The organism is Microvirga alba (genome assembly GCF_015694465.1).
In the GTDB taxonomy this organism is placed as follows: domain Bacteria; phylum Pseudomonadota; class Alphaproteobacteria; order Rhizobiales; family Beijerinckiaceae; genus Microvirga; species Microvirga alba.
Map to the genome: position 1 here is coordinate 18,944 of NZ_JADQDO010000017.1, position 16,119 is coordinate 35,062.

Annotated in this window: 21 protein-coding genes; 7 read left to right on the forward strand and 14 right to left on the reverse strand. The window is 58.1% G+C overall.

Annotated features, from left to right (window positions below):
- Nucleotides 1–39 precede the first annotated feature (39 nt).
- Complete coding sequence (gene traA, locus I2H38_RS19830; protein WP_196273612.1) at nt 40–3,300, reverse strand: Ti-type conjugative transfer relaxase TraA; 3,261 nt, start codon at nt 3,298–3,300, stop codon at nt 40–42.
- A 222-nt stretch (nt 3,301–3,522) separates the two neighbouring features.
- Between traA and I2H38_RS19835 the strand changes: the two genes are divergently transcribed.
- The 3 genes from I2H38_RS19835 to traG are packed head-to-tail and all read left to right on the forward strand — an operon-like array spanning nt 3,523 to nt 5,972.
- Complete coding sequence (locus I2H38_RS19835; protein WP_196273613.1) at nt 3,523–3,840, forward strand: TraC family protein; 318 nt, start codon at nt 3,523–3,525, stop codon at nt 3,838–3,840.
- The gene (locus I2H38_RS19840) at nt 3,830–4,096 is read left to right on the forward strand and encodes a conjugal transfer protein TraD (protein ID WP_196273614.1); all 267 of its coding nucleotides are present in this window, start codon (nt 3,830–3,832) and stop codon (nt 4,094–4,096) included. The genes I2H38_RS19835 and I2H38_RS19840 overlap by 11 nt, the downstream gene beginning before the upstream one ends.
- Complete coding sequence (traG, locus tag I2H38_RS19845; RefSeq protein WP_196273615.1) at nt 4,071–5,972, forward strand: Ti-type conjugative transfer system protein TraG; 1,902 nt, start codon at nt 4,071–4,073, stop codon at nt 5,970–5,972. The genes I2H38_RS19840 and traG overlap by 26 nt, the downstream gene beginning before the upstream one ends.
- Before the next feature lie 290 nt (nt 5,973–6,262).
- On the opposite strand, the gene I2H38_RS19850 is transcribed toward traG, so the two are convergent.
- The 3 genes from I2H38_RS19850 to I2H38_RS19860 are packed head-to-tail and all read right to left on the reverse strand — an operon-like array spanning nt 6,263 to nt 7,178.
- Entirely contained in the window at nt 6,263–6,523 is a 261-nt protein-coding gene (locus tag I2H38_RS19850; RefSeq protein ID WP_196273616.1) for a hypothetical protein, read from the reverse strand.
- 11 nt (nt 6,524–6,534) lie between these two features.
- Nucleotides 6,535–6,930 carry a type II toxin-antitoxin system VapC family toxin gene (locus tag I2H38_RS19855; RefSeq protein WP_196273631.1) on the reverse strand — a complete coding sequence of 132 codons (396 nt, stop codon included), beginning with the start codon at nt 6,928–6,930 and terminating at the stop codon, nt 6,535–6,537.
- 2 nt (nt 6,931–6,932) lie between these two features.
- Nucleotides 6,933–7,178 (reverse strand): type II toxin-antitoxin system VapB family antitoxin, encoded by a 246-nt coding sequence (locus I2H38_RS19860; protein ID WP_196273617.1) that lies wholly within the window; start codon nt 7,176–7,178, stop codon nt 6,933–6,935.
- 222 nt (nt 7,179–7,400) lie between these two features.
- Between I2H38_RS19860 and I2H38_RS19865 the strand changes: the two genes are divergently transcribed.
- Nucleotides 7,401–7,664 (forward strand): hypothetical protein, encoded by a 264-nt coding sequence (locus I2H38_RS19865; RefSeq protein ID WP_196273618.1) that lies wholly within the window; start codon nt 7,401–7,403, stop codon nt 7,662–7,664.
- Nucleotides 7,664–8,725, forward strand: coding sequence for a Fic/DOC family protein (locus tag I2H38_RS19870; RefSeq protein WP_196273619.1), 1,062 nt, complete (start codon nt 7,664–7,666; stop codon nt 8,723–8,725). The genes I2H38_RS19865 and I2H38_RS19870 overlap by 1 nt, the downstream gene beginning before the upstream one ends.
- A 30-nt stretch (nt 8,726–8,755) precedes the next feature.
- Here the strand turns inward: I2H38_RS19870 and I2H38_RS19875 are convergent, their stop codons facing one another.
- The 6 genes from I2H38_RS19875 to I2H38_RS19900 form a co-directional block, all read right to left on the reverse strand.
- Nucleotides 8,756–9,313, reverse strand: coding sequence for an LPD29 domain-containing protein (locus I2H38_RS19875; RefSeq protein WP_196273620.1), 558 nt, complete (start codon nt 9,311–9,313; stop codon nt 8,756–8,758).
- A gap of 466 nt (nt 9,314–9,779) precedes the next feature.
- Nucleotides 9,780–10,166 (reverse strand): hypothetical protein, encoded by a 387-nt coding sequence (locus I2H38_RS19880; protein WP_196273621.1) that lies wholly within the window; start codon nt 10,164–10,166, stop codon nt 9,780–9,782.
- Complete coding sequence (locus tag I2H38_RS19885; RefSeq protein WP_196273622.1) at nt 10,150–10,869, reverse strand: ParA family protein; 720 nt, start codon at nt 10,867–10,869, stop codon at nt 10,150–10,152. The genes I2H38_RS19880 and I2H38_RS19885 overlap by 17 nt, the downstream gene beginning before the upstream one ends.
- A gap of 258 nt (nt 10,870–11,127) precedes the next feature.
- Nucleotides 11,128–11,325 (reverse strand): hypothetical protein, encoded by a 198-nt coding sequence (locus I2H38_RS19890; protein ID WP_196273623.1) that lies wholly within the window; start codon nt 11,323–11,325, stop codon nt 11,128–11,130.
- A 90-nt stretch (nt 11,326–11,415) separates the two neighbouring features.
- Nucleotides 11,416–11,796: a hypothetical protein gene (locus I2H38_RS19895; RefSeq protein WP_196273624.1), complete on the reverse strand. Its 381-nt coding sequence runs from the start codon at nt 11,794–11,796 to the stop codon at nt 11,416–11,418.
- Between the two features lie 620 nt (nt 11,797–12,416).
- Nucleotides 12,417–12,698: a hypothetical protein gene (locus I2H38_RS19900; protein ID WP_196273625.1), complete on the reverse strand. Its 282-nt coding sequence runs from the start codon at nt 12,696–12,698 to the stop codon at nt 12,417–12,419.
- A gap of 140 nt (nt 12,699–12,838) precedes the next feature.
- On the opposite strand from I2H38_RS19900, the gene I2H38_RS19905 reads away from it, so the two are divergent.
- Nucleotides 12,839–13,201: a hypothetical protein gene (locus I2H38_RS19905; RefSeq protein ID WP_196273626.1), complete on the forward strand. Its 363-nt coding sequence runs from the start codon at nt 12,839–12,841 to the stop codon at nt 13,199–13,201.
- Between the two features lie 111 nt (nt 13,202–13,312).
- Here I2H38_RS19905 and I2H38_RS19910 read toward each other — a convergent pair whose 3' ends face one another.
- The 4 genes from I2H38_RS19910 to I2H38_RS19925 all read right to left on the reverse strand — a co-directional run bounded on the left by I2H38_RS19910 (nt 13,313) and on the right by I2H38_RS19925 (nt 14,917).
- The gene (locus tag I2H38_RS19910) at nt 13,313–13,624 is read right to left on the reverse strand and encodes a hypothetical protein (protein ID WP_196273627.1); all 312 of its coding nucleotides are present in this window, start codon (nt 13,622–13,624) and stop codon (nt 13,313–13,315) included.
- Entirely contained in the window at nt 13,614–13,892 is a 279-nt protein-coding gene (locus I2H38_RS19915; protein WP_196273628.1) for a hypothetical protein, read from the reverse strand. The genes I2H38_RS19910 and I2H38_RS19915 overlap by 11 nt, the downstream gene beginning before the upstream one ends.
- Nucleotides 13,889–14,482: a thermonuclease family protein gene (locus I2H38_RS19920; RefSeq protein ID WP_196273629.1), complete on the reverse strand. Its 594-nt coding sequence runs from the start codon at nt 14,480–14,482 to the stop codon at nt 13,889–13,891. Before I2H38_RS19920 ends, I2H38_RS19915 begins: the two co-directional genes overlap by 4 nt.
- Before the next feature lie 72 nt (nt 14,483–14,554).
- A complete protein-coding gene (locus I2H38_RS19925; protein WP_196273630.1) occupies nt 14,555–14,917 on the reverse strand; it encodes a single-stranded DNA-binding protein in 363 nt (120 codons plus the stop codon).
- Between the two features lie 612 nt (nt 14,918–15,529).
- Here I2H38_RS19925 and I2H38_RS19930 point away from each other — a divergent pair.
- Nucleotides 15,530–16,119, forward strand: a 590-nt coding sequence (locus I2H38_RS19930; RefSeq protein ID WP_407664115.1) for a hypothetical protein, incomplete at its 3' end; no start/stop codon positions are given.

A 16,119-nucleotide genomic window follows, 5' to 3' on the forward strand; every position in this document is an offset into this window, starting at 1 on the left:
GCTCCTCACAGGGCCGCCCTTTGCATTTGAGCGGGACGACTACCGGGACAAGGAGGGATCGCGGGTCTTGGCCTTGTTCTGGATAGTACGCTGCTCGTGATTAAGACGCTGCGCGGCCGCCAAAGTCGATCTTGAGAATTCCAGTTTCCCGCGATCCTCGGCCGGGACAAGCCGGTCTGCTAATGTCCTCTGATTGGTGAAACCGTCCGGTCCAAAGCGCCGCTCTACCGCCTCGTTAAAGCGGCCGATCTCGGCCGATACCTCGGGCCGGGATTCCAGCTTGGAAAGTGCGAGCCGATAAGCCTCGCCGCCCTTCTGGCGCTCCTGTTCCAGCCCCTGCAGAACACTGCGAGCGGTGGGCGACAGGTCCGGAACCTCAATCGCCATTCGCTCACGGCGGCGGGTTTCCATTGTCTCACCCTGCTTCAATCCAAGGTCATAGACGCTTCCAAGCTGGCGCACAGTGGCAGTCAAGCCCAGCACCTGGCTAAGCGCCTCCTGGCGCTCCTTCCGCGCTTTCATGCCATCCGCGAGCTTATCGGAGCCCCGGAGTTCTCCGGCACGGTCTGGCGACGAAGAGAGGACCGCGGCGACCTTTTCAGGGTCCCGAGCCTTGAGTAACGTGGCCTCGATCCGGTTCGCGGCCTCGACCGGATTCCGATAGATCCGGGCGGCAGCCTCCTTCACCTTATCCAGCATGTCTATATAAGCGGGGCTGGTCCGTACCTGGGCCTCGGCCTCTTCCTTCACGGTGCGGTCAAAGGAAGTAACGGCTCTGAACAGCGGAGCGCGCTCGGCTGTTTCCGTAACCTCAGGTCTTGGAGTCGGTGTTGGGGTATTCGACGGTGAAATCGTCTCCTCGACGCCACGCGTTGCCACCTTTCCAAGAGCCGTTTCTAGCCGCTCCCATGTCCTTTGCAGCCGGTCGGCCTGCCCGGCAATCCAGGCCCTTTGCTTCTCAACGAACGCCGTGAATGTCGGCGTGATGGAGAGCGCTGTCTCGTATCCACGACGGGCGGCAAACTCGGCCCGCTCGATGTAGTCGAGGGTGGTTGTCTTGGTGCCTGAACGGCTCAAGCGTTCTGCGAGGACATTATAGGATTCGAAGTCCTCCTTGGCGGCGTAAAGGCCTGCGCTCTCCTTGTGACGGCTCATCGCCACATAGGTCAAATGACGGTCCATACCGGGGGTCGCGAGAACATAGGTTCGGTCGATGGTCGAGCCCTGGCTCTTATGGATAGTGGCGGCGTAGCCGTGATCGATGTTGTTGTAGGCGATCTGGTTGATTTCGACCGTTCGCCCAATATCGAGGTCAACAGTCAGGCGGCCATTGGTCGCCTGGGTTACAGTGCCGATCATGCCGTTTTTCACGCCGTGCTCACGATCGTTTTCAAGGAAGATAACCCGGTCGCCTGACGAGAACTCGCGGCGGCCTCGGGCGGTGTTAAATTCGGCTCCAGCGCCAAGTTCGCCTGCCTCGATAAGGCTGTTCCTGATGCCCTGGTTCAGGGAATAAATGTCCGCATTCGTATGGGCCAGAACGAGGGATGAGCCGGATCCTCGGGACGCCATCCAATCGCTGATGATAGCCTGTTTGGCCGCGTCTCGCGTCTCCGCGAACGCGATTGCGCCCTTCTCCTTATATGTTTTCAAGCCCTCATCTGTTCGGCCGCGCGCAAACTGCACGGTCGCCTGTCTGGCCCATTCGTCATTCTGACGGCGAACGCCGGTCAATTCGACATAGCCGACACGCTCCGTAATGGCCCGGAAAGCCGCACCTGCTTCAATCGGCTGAAGCTGCTCCGCGTCACCGATCAGGACGGCCTTCGCGCCGCGTTCCTTGACGTGATTGAGAACCCTATCGAGCTGCTTGGACGACACCATGCCGGCCTCGTCGATCACGAGAACGTCGCCCTTTTGGAGGAGGTCTTTACCCTTCGACCACGCGAGTTCCCAAGAAGCTAGAGTGCGGCCGTTGATACCGCTGGACTTCTCCAGCTCCTCTGCTGCCTTACCGGCAAGGGCTGCACCAACAACCCTGTATCCCTCGCCTTCCCATGCCTCACGCGCAGCCGCCATCATGGTCGATTTACCCGCTCCCGCAAAACCCACGACGGCCGCAATTCTCTCCGGGTTGGTGAGGTGCCGAACGGCCTCTTTCTGCTCTTCCGCGAGGAACGAGCGGTGGGCCAAGGCCTTGTTCACAAAGGCCTCTGAGACCGAATAGGTTGAGGTCGTGGCGAGAAGCTCTGCGTTCACAGCCATGCGCCGTTCTGACGCCACCATTTCGCGGGTGGAATAGAGCGGCTTTGTAACCAATTGGCCGGTTTCAGGATCTCTGATTTCCGGAACCAGAGTCACTAGCTCCGAGGATGACATCACGAGAAGCTTGATCCGTTCGAAGGCCTCGGGGCTGTCCGTGTAACGGAATACGGCGCGGGCTATGTCCTTTTCATCGAAGACGGATTTCTGAGAGGTCAAAACCTGCAAGAGCGCGTTCGGATCGCGCTTGATAGCCTCGGCATTCCGCTCGCGAACCGCTCCGACGTGATGGCTCTTATCGAGCTGGCCCAACTTTTTTTTTACGGCGTTGGCGGCCGGTCCAAGATGGGCCGTGCCTTCTAGCTCGATGCCCTGATTTTTGTAGGATCGGTGGTCGATCCGCGTATCATGGCCGGCAAGAGCAAGATGCAGGTTGGCGATATTAGCCCACTCCGCGCGCCATTCATTTAGGCGCTCTGTTCCACCCGCCCAAAGCTCATATTTGATCTTGCCGTTTTGGCGGACTGGCTCGCCGGTCTCGTCTAGAACCGCGACCTTCTTCCCGCCGAAGCCCCTTTCAGTAAGTGGCCGCAAAGTGGTCATGACGTGGATGTGAGGATTGTCGGGTTTATCGTGATAGACCCAATCGGCAATCATGCCTTTCTTCGTAAAGGCCTCATCCACAAAGTCGCGAACCAAGGCGATATTTTCGTCCCTCGAAAGTTCTTGAGGTAGGGCGATAACCATTTCTTTGGCGAGCTGCGCATCACATCGCGTCTCGTGAGCCTCGACCGCATTCCAAAAGGCCTCACTGGCCTGAGCGATGGTGCGGTCCTGAATGAGAGACTGAGCCCATTGGGGCGCGTCGGCCGGCAAGGCGAGTTCTTCATGAACAAGATCCTCGGCACGGTTGTAGCTGTGGCTCGTGCCGACTTGTTCATCCAGCATTTTCGTGCGGTGGCGGTAGGCCGCTGCCGCGATAGCGGAGCGACCCGCTCCACGGGTCAGCACTTGTGCTCGGAAATGATAGATCGCCATGGCGAATGTTATAGCGCAGCGTTGGCGTAATGCCAACGTATAAGTGCGCCCTCGAAAATTTCTCGGGGTGAAGGCCCGAGGCCTTTTGGAAGCTGCAAACCCTACGGGTTCGCAGACCTTTCTTGTTTTTTGTTTGTCTTCGAGGATCTGCGCTTTGAGGCTTGGCAAGCGAAAAGGAGCTATTTAATGTTATGACATTGCCAATATCTAAGAGAGGCCAACATGGCACGTACCGCATCAAGAGAGTCCCTCGTGAAACAGCGCGAAGAGGCGCAGGAACGACACAAAAGGGAGATGGATCGGATTCAAAGGCAGCTGCGCCAACTGGAGGACGAGGAGAGACTTTATCTTGGCAGGCTCTGCGAAAAGGCAGGACTTATGGCGGTCGAGATCCCAGAAGAAAGGTTGCTTGAAGCTCTCACCCAGCTCGCGGACCGATTTCGGGGCGTCTACAGCCCTTCAGCTTCACGGCCGGTCACTGAGCCCGCTACGCAGGCGAATAGTCAGACTTCGACGGAAGCTGCGCCGAATGCAGCGTGAGACGACCTCCGTTGTCGAGCGCAAAAAGGACACCCGCGAAAAAATCATTCTGGGCGGCCTGGTCCAAAAGGCCGGTTTGCTGAATGCAAACCGTGCCTTCCTGATGGGCGCGCTGCTCATGATCGCGAAGATCAGTCCAGGGACGGAACAATACGAGTCTCTGAAGGAACTCGGGCAAAAGGTCCTCTCGGGGCCTAAACCGTCCCTCTCCTCCTCTGAAAGCCCTAACCATGAAACGCCAGTTTCCGGATTTTAGGACCATCGCTCTCGCGGGCTTTCCGGTCCTGATCGCTCTCCTCGTGTGGGGTCTGACGGCGCTCCTTTGGCCTAAGATAGGCCTGCGCCTGGCAGGACAGACGCAGTATTGGTTCTTGAGAATCCTACCACTCGTGAACCTCTCTATCCCTCCCCTACTAACCCTTCCTCCGGTTCTTCTCCTCCCGCGTCATCTGCGCCTTATCCCGCCGCGCTCGGCACTCATCCTCTTCATGATCGCAGCGGCATATTACGGCTACACGGAATATAGCCGTCTCGCTCCGTATGAATCGCAATTCGGGTGGAACGTTCTTCTCTCGTATATCGACCCTTTGGCTGGAAGTGGTTTCGTCTTCGGCCTCCTCCTCGTCGGGATCTCAGCCCGCCTCTCTATGGGTGGCGGCGCGACCGTCAAGCGAGCCCGAAAAGCCGTTCTCGGGGATGCCGATTGGATGACGATGAAGGAGGCGGCAGAGCGCTTCCCTGAGACGGGCGGTATCGTCATCGGAGAACGATACCGACCCGATCTCGATACTGTTTGCGAAGTCGGGTTTAATCCGAGAGATCCGGCAACCTGGGGCAAGGGCGGCAAAGCTCCGCTCTTGACCTTTGACGGTAGCGTGGGCTCGACTCATGGTCTCATCTTCGCTGGCTCGGGTGGCTTTAAGACAACCGGCTCCGTGGTCCCCACGGCCTTAAGATGGAAGGGACCGCTAGTCTGTCTCGACCCGTCGACGGAGATTGCGCCGCTCGTGAAAGACTACCGGACGCGTGATCTCGGACGGCAGGTTGTCGTCCTCGATCCCGCAAAGCCGCAAGGCTTTAATGTCCTAGACTGGATCGAGACTTCGCGGTCGCCTGAGCAGGATATCGCCAGTGTCGCCCGATGGCTTTTGGCTGAAAGCCCCAAGGGCCAATCGAGTAGCGATAATTACTTTCAGGCATCGGCGTTCAATCTCCTGACCGGCCTCCTGGCGCATGTGGTCCTCTCGAAGGATTTCGAGGATAGGAGCCTTCGAGGCCTGCGTAGCCTGATTGCGACCCCGCAAGAAAGGCTCAAGGAACTGCTGGCTGAAATTCACGAGACGACAGACTCGAATTTCGTCAAGGAACAGGTCGGTGTGTTCCTCAACATGGCAGACAATACCTTCTCCGGCGTCTATTCGACGGCCTCGAAGGATACGGCCTGGCTCTCGTTCCCCGAATACGCAAACTTGGTCTGCGGCCACAGCTTCAGGACAAGTGACCTTGCGAGCGGAAAAATCGACATATTCCTGAACCTAAGCGTCAAGACACTCACCACCTACCCGGCAGTCGGCCGGGTGATAATCGGGGCGTTGATCAACGCCATGATCCAGGCGGACGGCACCCATACAGACCGGGTTCTGTTCATGCTAGATGAGGTCAACCTGCTAGGAACCATGAGCATCCTCACGATCGCGCGTGACGTGGGCCGCAAGTACGGAATTACCCTTCTCCTCGTGTTCCAATCTATCGGGCAGCTCACCAACAACTATGGCGATGCTGGCAAGGCCGCTTGGTTCGAGTCCGCATCCTTTATCGCCTTCGCGGCGGTCAACGATTTGAGAGCCGCTGAAGAGCTTTCTAAGCGATGCGGCGACATGACAATCGAGGTCAATAACACCTCGAAGTCGGCCGGATTGATGGGCGGAAAGGGCGGAGGAAGAGCCTCCGAATCCACCAACAGCCAAAGGCGGCCGCTCATCATGCCTCATGAGATTATGCAGATGCGCCTGGACGAACAAATCGTCGCCGTCACTGGCCGCCCTCCCCTGCGGTGCGGGCGCGCAATCTACTTCAGACGGGAGGATATGCGCTCCCTTGTCGGGGCCAATCGGTTTGCACCAAAGCTATAAATGGGGCGCGTGAAACCGCGTCTCTAACCACATGCCCTCGGCTCCCCTACGGCGCTTTATGAGAAGCGCGGGGGCCTCGGGCCTGCTCCGCTTCGCTTCGGGCGCTGCTGCCGCTTACGCGCCTGGATAGGCCCGCTGTCCGTCGCGGCAGCTGGAACGCACCTGACCACAATAGAAAGCCCCCCTACAGCGCTATTTGGGGAGCGCGGGGGCCTTTCTATTGCTCCTACGGAGCCCTGTGGGTGGACAGCTGCTTAGGGCCTTATTCGAGACGCTTCCAGCTCAAGAAGTTAGGTTAGGCTATGGTCTTTGAGGCCTGTCGGAGCCAAGGCCGTGAGAATTGGCTGACATGCGACTGCCAGGATGATGAGGAGCACACCCATGGCGAGCGTTGCGAGCGCGCCGTAGACGGGTCCGCCCATGGCATAGGTCAGCCCTCCTCCGATCAGGAAAAGCGTTCCCAGCACCTGCCCGAGAAAGTTTATGACAGGCCGAAAGGCATACAGGAGCACGTAGGCGACATTCCGAAGCAGTTCGGCAATCAGGCGCATGGTCGCCTCCCCTATCTCAGGTCCGTGTGAATGAAGTCGTTGCCCTTGTAGAGCAACGGGATACCGTAATTTTTCGCCACAGCGGCCGCGAAGCAGTCGCCCATGTTGAGCCTGGCCGGGTGGTTCTGACCCTTCCCGTATTTGGCAAATATCCGGATCGCGCGGGCGCCAATTTCCGGTGTGATCGGGACATTCCGAACGTTCAGTGTTTTCATGAACTCGGCCACGATCTCGTTGGCCTTTTCAACCGGAATGCTACCCTTTGAGGCAAGGTTCGCAACGCTTTCCATGACGGCGACCGGCGAGGTCGTCAAAGGTGTTGTCGCGGCCTCTATCCGTTCCAACAGCTCTTCGCGATCTTCCTCTTGAAGCAAGATTCCGAGAACGGCCGACGCATCAAGAAACATGGTCACTCGCCCCAAAGCTCATCGGAAAGCCTCTTGTCATCTTCCCACGTCGCGGGTTTTATTGTTGCAACTGCTGCGACTTTCGCAAGGAGTGGAGCCAACCGCTCCCGAACGGGAACCTTCTCGATTTCTCCGTCCAGCTCGTGCTTGAGAACACGGCGCAATATCTCCGCTTTGGGCAGGCCACGTCGCTTATGCAGTTGTTCCAAGGCCTGCAAAACTGCCTCGTCTTTGATGTGGTAGGCCATTTGGTACCCTTTCGATGGTATATTGGTACCCTAAATATGGTACCGCCGCAACAAAAAAAGTACCTTCTGACGGATTGTCACGTTTCGTTCTCCTTCGCCTCTGGCCGGTCCTCTCTCGGATTGGGCACGGCTCCCGCGTCCGACTTTCGGCCTCCGAACCGAAAGAAAGTTGCAGCTAAGTCTATGATTTGCTATAGTATTGTCTCAATTGGAGTAATGAGCATGGGTCTCCAAAGGGCCGCTCTGCATAAGCCCGCGAACCAATCGGTTGCCGCATACGTTCGGGACCTCGCGGATATCTATTCCGTCGTCTACAGCGAGACGCCCGCTGACGATTTTGCCGAGACAGCCTCGCGCCTGGTTGGGGACGATCTGCCGCCTCCGGACGAGACCGAAAACCTGCTCGTGGCCTTGTACCGCGCTGGCGTCATAGACGCCCACGAGAGGACCAATCTGTTATTCAGGCATGTCCAGCAGACGGCCTGATGACGTTTGACCCGTTCGGCGACTCCGAAACAAGCGGATACTTGAAAAACGCGGTCGGATCGAACGATCCGGCCGTGATCAAGCGCCTTGAGCGGGATGCCTTTCGCAGCAACTTGGATGAGGCCCTTGCGGCGCTCAAAGACAAGCGGGCTCTAACCTATCAAGACGTCCTCGATACCCACAAACGGCTCTTCTCAGATGTATATCCGTCCTGGGCCGGATCTGACCGGAGCGTGACCGCTCCGGATCTGGCGATTACGAAAGGCGGCCGAAACGACCTGTTCGCGCATCCCGGTGAGGTCAAGCTTGCCACCGAGTACGCGCTATCCAAAGGCCAAGATCAGGGCTTTATGCGGGAGAACCCCGGAACCGTCTTCGGCACCCTGGCCTATGCTCATCCTTTTCTGGAGGGAAATGGCCGCACTATCCTGGCTGTCCATAGCGAGTTGTGCCGCAGAGCGGGCATCCACATTGATTGGTCGGCGACGAAGGAAGGCGATTTCCTGAAAGCCCTAACGGCGGAACTTGATCGGCCTGGTAGAGCAATGAACGAGTTCTTGAGGCCTCACGTCCGGCAACAAGCCTTGGACGTGACGAGAACATCAGAGAGTCTTCAGGCGATATTCCACCCCGCTCCGGGCGAAAGGAAATACCTAGTTTCGCCGCACAGCGTTCCCGACTTACCCGATGCCGTGGGGCGGGTTCTGTCTGAACATCGGGACATGCAAGCACGAATGAGGGTTGGAATCCCCTCCCCTTCTCCGGAGCTGCGGGCGGCTCTGAGCGCCTCGCCAGAGGAAAAGGGTCAACGTCTTCAGGCGACCGAGCTGAAAAAGGAATTCGGAAAGCTGGAAGCAGCCTTCCAACAACGGCTTTCGGGGGCCGATCGCAGCGCCATCAGAGGCAATCAGATAGAAGTCTTGGCGCAATCGCTCAAAGTCACTCCCGAAATCGCCCGCGACGTAGCGTCCCTGGTCAAACAGGTAGACGCCGGCAGGCAATTGCTTCGGGGCGAAGAGCGGATCGTGGCACCGTCGAGAGAGCCAGGCTTAAGTCGTTGACTATGGCAACGCGGGAAAAGGAAATCCGCCCTACGAAGAGCGGATAACCTTAAGAGATTCGACGATTTTAGAGGTCCGCCCCTCGAATTCGGGCCGTGGCATGTTCTGGAAAATCAGGTGCCCGATGGACTCCACCTGATCGGTGGCCTTGCACCAAACTTGCAGCCCGTAATGGATGATAAGTCGCTCCAACTCGTCAGCGGTCAGGCTCCGCAATGTGGAGAGCAGATTCTTTTCCGCGCCGTCGCTCATGGAGCGGCTGCAAAAGACGTAGTTAGCTCCGAAATGAACGGGCTCGCCCGCAAGCTTATGATCCAAATAACCCTTGCAATCCGTCATGCCGTCAAAGGTCGCCCCCTGGAAGGCTTTGGCGATCGCCTCGACCTGGCGCGTAAGAGGACCGTCCTCCCAACTCACAGTCACGGAAGCGCCGCCGCTGTAGGTCTTGCTTTTGACCTTGAATTTGACCTCGGGAAAGGCCTCCTTGAGAGCCAGCCGAACAAGCTTGGCGGTTTCTACACATGAGACGTAGCGGGTCTGAGGGACGTTTTGGTTAGCTGCCGGAATAAGCGCCGAAACCTGAGCCATGGTGTTCTCTCCTTTATGGTCTTGGGATGCAAAGCTGCTGCTGCATCCCTGCCTCGTGGCGAACAGCGTGGAGAGTGGGGGGCAACCCCGGAGGCCGGAGGGGGATCACCCACCGGGAAGGCGCGGAGCGGCTGGACGGCCGCCGCAGGCGGTCCTGGCAGGCCTTTAGGCCGAAGGATGGGGATACCGGCCGTAAGCGGGTTGCGTGGGGAGAGAGGGCCGCGCGCCTCTCTTCCCATCCTGCGCCAAAGAGGCGCGCTGTGTCTGAATGAAAAGAGGGAGGCCTTGAGCCTCCCTGTTGAGCTGTCCAGTCGCGTGAAACGGCAGTAGCGACCGGAGCGTAAGCGCAGCTGGCCCGAGGCCCCCGCGCATTCCATAAAGCGCTGTAGGGGAGCCGAGGGCCAGAAGGATAGCGGAATAGGGTGGCCTTTCGCTTGCGCCGAGCCCTTCGGGTCGACAGCGGCTTTTATCTCGGCGTGACTTTTCCCGCCTGCCGGTCTTGCTCCAAACGCTCGAAAGCGAGCTCCATCACGTCGGCAACGGTCTTGAGCCGGAGTTGATCGACAAGTCTATAAATCAGCTCGCGGGTATCCGGCCGGAGTTTCACGGTAAACTGCTCAGTGCGGCCCGTGATACGCTGCCTACTGGCGCGCGTCGGCGACTGTGCCGGGATCGGCGCGGCCAAAGCTCCCGGGGCTGGCGCGGGAGCCTCGGTCGGGACAGTGGGCCGATCAAAGCCGGAGGCCTGCGCTACGGCCTTAGCCGCGTCCTTGGCCCCTGGCGAGGCCTGTCGGGGGGTCACGGGAATATCGTCCATTTCGAGACTCACGTCGATTTTACGCCGCTCGGCCATGGTTCACCTTCCAACGTTCTACCACCTCTTTAGCGAAGGCCGCTGCGTTCACCTTGGCCTTGTCTAGCTGCGGGGCAGCTACCTTCCCTTCCAGGCCGTTTAAGGTAGTCCCAAAGGCAAAAAGAGCCTTGTAGGCCTCTCGCTCGATCAGCTTGGTTTCGAGGATCGGAATGTTTGCCTCCTCAAACTGCTGCTGAATGGCTTTGGCGGATTGGGTCAAGATGGCCGCGTTGGCCCGTTGCCAAACGACGGCGCAGTCAATGTCCGCTCTGATCGTCTTTTTCTGCCGGTAGACGAGCTTGATGGTCTTTGCGGCCTCGTCGGCGTCGAGCTGCGAGGCCTGAACCGGGATGACGACGACATCAGACTGGCCCATGGCATAGGATAGGGCGATATTGGCCGAACCTTCCAGGTCCACCAAAACGAACTGATTACGGCCGGATTCCTCCTCAATCGTCTCGATGATATTGTTCTCTGTGACGTTGGGGATGACTCTAAGGGTAGGCGGAAGCTCGGGGTTCTGAGCCCAAGGTTCTCCCGGCATCAAATTCGGATCGCGCGCCCATGCGGCGATTGGTTGGTTGGGGTCAGCGTCCAAAAGCGCCACGCTGCCCCCCGCGTCCGCATAGACGGAAGCTAGAACGACGGCGGCTGTGGTCTTCCCTGCCCCGCCCTTTGAACTCACCATAGAAATTACAGGCATCCTTTGCCCTCCTTTGCCTTACCCCACTAAAGGCACCCTAACGAAAGAAAGTTAAACCATTCCTAAGGAAAGGAAATAATGGGAACCAACCGGAAGCCGAAGGAAAGAAAAGTTTCCGACCGTTTTCCACAGAAAACCTACGGAAACCTTCGGAAGCCTTGCCTTCCGAAGGCTGCGGAAAGTTAACCTTCGGAAACCAACGGAAAGGCTTGCTTTCAGTGCAAAAGAAAAGGAGGCTCTCGGGCCTCCCCCTAAAACTCAGTTCGCCAAAGCCTTGCCGAAATCATCAATCATTTTCTTTCTCTTGGCCGCCTCGGCGTCCGTAGCGGCTTGTTGTTTTTGCATGATCTCAAGCTGCGCAGCGGCAATTCGTTGGTTCTCAATATAGTTGAGGCCCGCGTAACCGATAGCAGCTCCAATAACAGCCGCCAGGACGATGAGTACGAGTTTGTTCATGGATAGCTCCGTGTCACGAAAGAAGGGAGATTTAACCGCTTGTTGTAACGTTGCCATAAATAGGCTGAGAGGGCGAGGCCGCCAAAAGCCTCAAAACAGCGCGAGCTGACCGGCCCGATTTACCGGGAATTGTGTGGGCACCGGCTCGACGAGAACCTCGTCCTCGTTGGCCCCAAAAAGCTTCAGAATCCGGCCATCCACGGCGACGAGTTCATTCAGACACCCGAGATCCTTGCCCGTGTGCCGTCCATACTTTTCAGGGGTGGCGTAGACGATCGAATACGTTTCCAACCCTTCCGGGTAGTCCAGCTTGAGGGGATTCCAAATCGGGTGCGGTCCCGAAACGTTGGTGACGATTCCGCCCGTCCCGTAGCTAGTCCGAACGGTCATACCGGGCTTCACCATATCCGCGACGGTTGGTTGCCCGTCTGGTGTTTGTCGGTAGCGATCAGGCTTATCGGTTGCCGTCATGTTTCTCTCTCCTGATTTTCGGTCGCTGGCCTACGGCCTGCGGCCCTGCCACGTGGCGAACGCGGGTCGGAGAGGGGGCAACTCTGGAAGCCGGAGGGGGATCACCCACTGGGGCGCGGAACGCGCCTGGCGGCCGCCGTAGAGCGGTCCTGCAGGGCGAGAGCCCGAAGGATGGGGAGACCGGCTGCGAATGGGTTGCAGGGAGAGGGAGGGCAGAGCCCTCCTTTCCCGCGCACTTAACACTTTTGAAAAGCTCGTCGCTGGCGACGGCCTCAACCGAACTCTGTAAAGCGGCACCCGCAGGAGCGTCAGCATAGCGACGGCGCAGCCGGGACGCGGAACCGAGTGCCGGCCGGAATCGGCGGGTAAAATGCAGCCGCAGGAGTGCCAGCATAGCGGCGACCGCAAAGCGGTCGGCCACGGGACCGACTGCATCCGCCGAGGCGGTGCATCAGCCTCATCTTGAGGCTAGAGGAGACAGGGGAGGGGGTTCACCCTCGCTGTCTCGACCTGTCCAGGCGCGTTAAGCGGTAGCAGCGCCCGGAGCGTCAGCGGAGCAGGCCCGAGGCCCCCGCGCTTCCCATAAAACGCCGAAGGGGTGCCGAGGGCCTGTGGTCAGGTCACTCGTCATCCTTGGGTGAGAAGAGAAAGTGCAAAACTATCGTGGGAATAGTGCTGCCGAAGATGATGGCGGCCCTGATGATGAAGTCCAATGTTCGATATTCCGCTCCTGAGGGGGAGAATGTGAAATACGAAATCGCTATAATGGCGAATCCGGCCATCCAAATGTTCGCCGCATTCTCTTTGATGAAAAGGCCTTTTTTGCCCACGCTATCGTGGCGAACCTTGAACAGGCGACGCATGGCCTCTTGTGCCGTCGTAACTGAATAGAGATTGCGCATACCGTCTCGCCCCCACGTCAGGCAACCCATCGTATATGCCAGTCATCAGAGGCCTTCCTTTTGTGTTTCAATCTTTGATAAATGTTTACACGCAATACAGGCGGCTTCAATCGGGGGGTACCTGTTGATGGGGGATTACCATGGCACTAGGGCGCTTCACCGTTCATGCAGGTGATTTCCGCAAGGGAAATGAACACCAATTCTTACGCGGGAAGCTTTTAATGAAGAAGCCGAAAGGTTTCTTCCGAGAGACGGTGCGTCTCGATGCCGTTGAGAGCGTTGAGGTTGCATCAGAGGAATCCGTGAAGCGTCTCGGCGGAACTATTGGATGGGGAGTGGCCGGAGCGGTTTTGCTTGGCCCTGTAGGGTTGCTCGCGGGCCTTCTGGCAGGCGGTAGAGGCAAGGACGTGACGTTTGTATGCAAATTGAAAGATGGACGGAAATTTCTTGCCACAGCGTCATCGAAAATGTTCGTTGAATTGCAAGCCATGACCTTCCGATAGACCTTATCAAAATCCGACCCCAACATCACGCGCCTGTCGGTCCTGAGGGGGCAGCGCGAGGGATCGTTACCCGCACGGGACGAAACCCTGATAGGGGGTTCGGCGGAGGCCTTAGGCCGGAGTAGAGCCCGGCTCGCTTGCGAGAGCGCCAAAATTCTTCCGTTCCAATTCGTGCTGAACGAAGCCTCGGTAATCGGCGATTTTCTCTTTCAGGCTCAGGAGCTGGTCACAAGCCTCCTTCGCGCTCAGGTCAACATTCGCGCCAACGGGACACTCAAAAAGCCGCGCCAAACCTAGCGCTTTTCCATGCTCGTCGATGTCCAAAACGCGCACGTCATAGTGAAAAAAGCCCTCGTGTTGCCCCAAGGAAAACACCCACAAAGGTAGGCCTTCGACGTCGATCTGATGCACATCAAATGCCATCAAACGCCTCGTCCAAATCTTGAAACTCCCAAAGCCAACCGGCCAATTGAAGAACTTCGCCTGTGCTGAGGTCACGCGCTCTAAAAACACCTTCGAGAACTGTGTCGGAATCGAGCAATTCAAGCTCTAACTGTCCGTCCAACGAAACGGCTAGAACGCGACGTTTGACGTCCCCGCCCTTCGCAAAATTCGTCCCTCCAAACGACCGCGGAACGACGAGCGAGTCTGACGTTTCGGCCTCCAGATTGAAGAAAGCTCCGGATTTCATGGGTTTGTCTCCTTGGAATTGTCCGCGCGATAAATCCAGGGCATGACGAACTGGCTTTGCCAGAGGCCCCGGCGTTCGCCTCGAGCAACTTCCTCGAGGCGGGCATAGACGAGGTCGGTCGGCTTGTCCTTGAAGCGATAAGCGACGGCGATACCGGCGCGGATCATGTCGGCCGCCAGGTCGGCATGATCCGGGCTTGAGCATCGTGAAAGGATGCGGCGGTATCGATCCGGGCTCGCTGTGACTGCGGAGCAGGTCACGGGCTTGCCGAGCGTTGCCTCTACGAGCCAGGCCGTCGCGACTGCACCGCACGGCCACGGCTGGCCATTGAGAAAGGCGCGCTGTGTCGCCTCGCAGGCGTCCGCGCCGGAGAGGCGATAGACGACGCGCGTTTCGGGATCTTCGAGCGTGTCGCCGTCGATGACGCGCACAAACATGCCGCGCTTTGGCGCGACCTCGGCCAGCGTAGTGTTCGGCCCGCCAGGAGGGCCGGCCGCAGCGCCGAAGCGAGCGGAGGCGCTCAACGCGACGGCCGCGCCGGCGCCAGCAATGAGAATGATGACGGGAGCGAGATCTTGCAGGTTTTTCATGCGAGAGGTCGTGGACATCCGTTTGTGAGAGGGAAGGCGAGGGCGCTAGCCCCCGCCTTTGCGGTCATCGGCCTAGAACGGGATGTCATCTTCATCGTCGTCCAGCTGGTCCGGCTGCTCCTCGCCCTTCTTGGCGAGGCGGACGAAGCGTTCAGCGAGGATCTCGACGGTATAGACCGGCTCGCCGTCTTTCTCGTAAGAACCGTTGATGACGCGGGCCTTGGCGAAAACGAGATCACCCTTGCCGACATTCTCGCACACCCACTTGGCCGTCTTTTCCTTCAGGATCGTGACTTCAGTCCATTCCGTCACTGACTGCCATTCGTCGTTGACTTTGCGGCGGCGATCGGTGGCGACCGAGACTTTGGCGGTTTTGCCGAAGGGCTTAACCGAGCCGACCCGTCCCATAAGGTTGAGTTCATTGAGTGAGCGCATGGTTCTCTCCTGTGCTGCGCGTTTCGACGCGATCTTGTGAAGCGGAGGGAGCTGCGGGGTCAGACAAGAATCTCGGAGGGTCCGCCGAAGGGGGAGACCGTGATTGTTGTTGACCCAAGAAGCAGCCCCAAAGCGATGTTCGCGGTGATCTGAAACGAGCGGCAGGGAAGGGCCTGCAGCCCGGTTGTTCGGGATCAACTGAAGGGGTTGGCGGGGGAAAGCCGAGCACGGGCACCGCGTCGCGCTCGCCAGAGGGAAGCGAAGCGCGGCGGCGCTCGCAGATTGGGGACGGGCTTGCGGAATCGGAAAAATCGGATCGTTCACCTGGGCCTCGAATGCCAAGGCGGACGGAAGGCGGCGGCGTAGCCGCCTCGGGGTCGCTCTGCCGGCCCTTTGGGCGGAAGGGCGGCGCGTTTTGATATTGATGATATAACAACACCAAAAGTCGGAATGAAGCCTCATATTGAGCTTTCATCGCCTCTATTAGCGGGATACTAGTTGGATTGATATAACGTTTTAATTGGCGTATTTACAACATCGGATATGAACGATTTCCCTCGCGTGGGGCAAATCAACCAACGACATCAAGGCAATCGAGGACGGGGAAGAGATATGGCAGAGTTCTACTATAGCAGCTCAGTTACAGTGAATACGGACAATTACACGTTTAGTAACACTGCAGCAGATTCTTATTACGAGATCAGCTCTAGCGCATATCTGCAGGTAAGTGGGAAGAATTCTCATGTCTTCGTTGCAGAACAAAAAGGCGCTATCATATATAATGCTGGAACAGTTCAGGCCGGTGGCGTTGGCGGAACCGCAATTTGGTTCAAATACGCCAATTCGATTTGGACCGGAACCTATAAACCTCAGCTCCTTATCAATGGAGCAAGCGCCCGCGTGTTTAGTTTCAACGGTTGGTGTGTCGACACCGGCTTTACGAACGACCCTTCCGACGATGCGGGAGACGGCGGCAGCGGTATCGAGGTTCGCAACGTAGGTGAAATAAACAGTTACGTCGGGACAGCTATCCGGGGCTGGATCGGGCAAGATACTGTGAAGAACACCGGAACGATTGTCGGATCTATTCAGCTCAACGGCGGGAACGACACGGTCGATAACTCAGCTACGATTACCGGAGCAGTGTCGCTGGGCTCGGGTAACGACCGGTTGATGAACACGGGCACGATTACGGGGGCCGT